The organism is Streptomyces milbemycinicus, from assembly GCF_002154605.1.
Lineage (GTDB): Bacteria > Actinomycetota > Actinomycetes > Streptomycetales > Streptomycetaceae > Streptomyces > Streptomyces milbemycinicus.
In genome coordinates, this window is record NZ_MUNE01000802.1 from 1 (window position 1) to 3,141 (window position 3,141).

Annotated in this window: 3 protein-coding genes; all 3 read right to left on the reverse strand. The window is 73.5% G+C overall.

Going from position 1 to position 3,141, the window contains the following annotated elements; translation table 11 throughout:
* Nucleotides 1-28: 28 nt before the first annotated feature.
* Nucleotides 29-1,306, reverse strand: a complete 1,278-nt coding sequence (locus tag CCN51_RS46605) for a polysaccharide pyruvyl transferase family protein (protein ID WP_014182125.1) — start codon at nucleotides 1,304-1,306, stop codon at nucleotides 29-31.
* Nucleotides 1,303-2,250: a glycosyltransferase family 2 protein gene (locus CCN51_RS46610; protein WP_014182124.1), complete on the reverse strand. Its 948-nt coding sequence runs from the start codon at nucleotides 2,248-2,250 to the stop codon at nucleotides 1,303-1,305. The genes CCN51_RS46605 and CCN51_RS46610 overlap by 4 nt, the downstream gene beginning before the upstream one ends.
* Nucleotides 2,247-3,141: MATE family efflux transporter (locus CCN51_RS46615; RefSeq protein ID WP_086860952.1), on the reverse strand; the 895-nt coding region annotated here is incomplete at its 5' end. The genes CCN51_RS46610 and CCN51_RS46615, both read right to left, overlap by 4 nt.

The window sequence follows — 3,141 nt, forward strand, 5'->3', positions numbered from 1 at the left end:
CCGGCGATCGCCGGGACTTCGGTCGCTTTCATGGAGACTCCTGCCGAGCGTGGGCGTGGGCGTGGTCGGCCGCCGGGAACAGGGCCGCGGTCAAGGCGGTGAACTGGTGCTGGAGGCGCTGGGCGGCGGCCAGGTTCCGCTCGGTGAGGGTCTGCCGCAGCTCGGCCGATCGCTGCTCCAGCGCCCGGAACTGCTCGAGCAGCCGGTCGGCGTCGACCTCGCGCGCCGGGTGGCAGTACGCGGCAAGGCCCATCTGCGCCATGAGCGCTTCGCTCTTCGCCGCATAGCTGAGTGCGAGCACCGGTGTGCCGGTCTTCAGCGCGCAGATCAGGTTGTGGTAGCGGATCGCCACCACGGTGTCGGCAGCCGCCATCTCCTTCATCAGGTCGGCCAGTGAGGCCGCCTCGGCAGCGGTGACCAGTGGCGAGTCCACCGCGTCGAGGATCGCGGCGACCACCGGCCGGTCGACCTCGTCGCCGGTGAGCAGCCGGACCGGTCTGCCGTCCTCGACCAGTGCGCGGACGAACCGGATCGTCCCGTCGAGGTAGCGCCGGTGGATCTGCTCGGCGCGGGCGCGGTCGTCGTTGCCGCCGTGGAAGGCCATGACGCCGACGCAGACCGGGCCCGGCGGGCCCGAGGGCGCTTCCCCAAGCTCTCCGACAAGCTCCGAGCAGGGGATACCCCATTCCGGCGGCGTCGGCAGGGCGAACGCGAGGTCCGGGTAGACCTCGTCGCGCGCGGTGTCCACGCCCATCGCCCGCATCGCGTCGCGGGACTGGGCGTCCCGGTACGACCGGTACGCGGCCAGCCGCGCCGACCAGCGCACCAGGGCTCGGGTCGGCCGGTTGCGGATCGTAGCGGCGCCGACGCCGACCAGCGCGACCCGGGTGCCGAACAGCCGGCCACTCGCGCAGAGCAGGAACAGCGAGTACGGGAAGCCCCACGGCCGCAGCGGCAGCGTGGCCTCCAGGACGCCCATGCCGGGCACGATCACCACGTCGTGCCGGCGCACCCAGGCAGCGGTACGGAAGACGTCGACGAGTTTGCCCAGACCCTTCGCCGCGATCGCGCCCGCACGCGACGCGGTCCGGTACTCCCCGCGGTACCAGTGCAGCCGCGTCGCGGGGATCCGGTACCGGGCCGCGACGACCTCGGGCCCGCCGCACAGCGCGTCCACGACCACTTCCGGGTGCTCGGCGCGGAGGTACCCGAGCACGGCCTCCAGCGACCCGTCGTTGCCGAGGTTGCCGGAGCCGAGCAGGCCGAACACCCCGACGCGCAGCGGAGTTTCGTCCGCGGACGTCATGCCTGCCGCCCCTCACGGCCGGCGACGAGGGCGTCGACGGAGACAGTGAGCTTGGCCGGGTCGACCGGGGCGCGGTCCTCGACCCGTTCACCGGCGCCCGGCCGGACCCGGCTGGCCATCCATGCGGCCAGGTGGCGGTAGCACGCGCGCCGGTCGGCCGGGGACAACGGCGCCCGCCGGATCGCGGCGACGAAGCCCCAGACGTACTCGGCGAGCAGCCGGGGCGTCGGGTGCAGCGGGCCTGCCCGGCGCGGGTCCAGGTTGACGCACCGGGAGCGCTTGCTGGGGTTCGCCCGCTCGGCGCGGGTGGGGTGGTCGCGGCGGAAGTACAGCAGCTCCGGCACCTGGTGGAAGGGCCCGTGCAGGCCGAGCTCGGCGACGAACGTGCGGTCCGCGTGGTGGTAGCTGTCCATCGGTTTCACCCGGCGCAGTACGTCGGCCCGTATCACCCCGTAGAAGTCGTCGCCGCCGGGCTCGAACAGCATGCTGCGGAAGCGCACCGGCGGGTGCGGCGAGTCGGTGGCGAGCCCGTACTCGTACGGGACCTTCACCTGGCCGTCGCCGTCGATGACCGCCTGGTCGGCGTGCGCGAGGATCACCTCCGGCCGCTCGTCCAGCGCCTCCACGCAGCGCCGCAGCAGGTCCCGGCCGTAAAGGTCGTCGTGCGAGGCCCATTTGAACAGCTCGCCGCGGCACTCGGCGAACACATGGTTGTGGTTCGGCGTGGCGCCGATGTTCCGGGACAGCCGGATGTACCGGATCCGCGAGTCCTTCTCGGCATACCGGCGGCAGATGTCCAGGGTCCCGTCGGTCGAGGCGTTGTCGGAGATGACCAGCTCGAAGTCCTCGTAGGTCTGGCCGAGCAGTGCGTCGAGCGACTCGGCCAGGTACTCCTCGCCGTTGTACACGGGCAGGCCGATGCTCAGCCGGGGTTGGGCGGTCATGGCGTCCTCACTTCGGGGATGGGTTCGTGGTGGTGCTCGCGCAGGGCGGACCGCAGGTGCAGCCACCACACGGCCGAACCGCTGACGGTCGCGGCGGCGACGCCCCAGGCCGAGCCGACCGTGCCGGCCACGGCCGCCCCGCCGAGCCCGCCGCCGACGTAACAGGCAGAGGCGAACAGCTGGCAGCGCAGGCTGCGCCGGGCCGCGCCGAGCGCGCGCAGCCCGGCCGCCGCGCCGGTGCCGAGGCCGGCGCCCGCGACGCCGAGGGTGATCGGCACGATGAGCTGCGCGGCGGAGTGCCAGACTCCGCCGAGCACGAGCTCGCCGAGCCGGTCCGGCATCAGCAGTAGCGCCCCGCCCCAGAACAGCGCGCCGGCGGCCTGCCCGCCGCCCAGCAGGAGGCAGAACGTGCCGAGGCGGTGCGGGGCCTGCCGCAGCACCCGTGCCGCCTCCGGGACGGTGACCAGGGACAGCCCCATCAGTACGGCGAGGAACGGGCCCATCAGGAGTTCGGCGCCCCGCACCGCACCCACTGCGCCGACGCCGACGATCGCGCCGAGCCCGTATGCCCGCAGCTGGCTCGCTCCGCTGAGGCTGACGTTCTCGACCAGGTACCGGTAGCCGAGATCGCGCTGCTCGCGAAGCCATCCGCGCGCCCCGGTCATCCGGGGCCGGATGCCGGACTGGAGGCAGCCGTACCCCGCGGCCACCGTGGCGGACGCGCCCCAAGCGAGCACGAAGGCGGCCACACTGCCCACACGGGCCGCCACGACCATGGCCGGGACGAGCGCGACGCCCCACACGAGGTCATTGACGAACGCCTTCCGCCCGGTGCCGGCGGCGAAGAACGAGAACCGCCAGGCGTCCTGCAGCAGCAGCCCCGGCAGCGTG

What these genes read in the sequence shown, in the direction of transcription:
- CCN51_RS46610 (WP_014182124.1), bottom strand. Translation starts at nt 2,250, where the DNA reads ATGACCGCCCAACCCCGGCTGAGCATCGGCCTGCCCGTGTACAACGGC.
- CCN51_RS46605 (WP_014182125.1), bottom strand. Translation starts at nt 1,306, where the DNA reads ATGACGTCCGCGGACGAAACTCCGCTGCGCGTCGGGGTGTTCGGCCTG.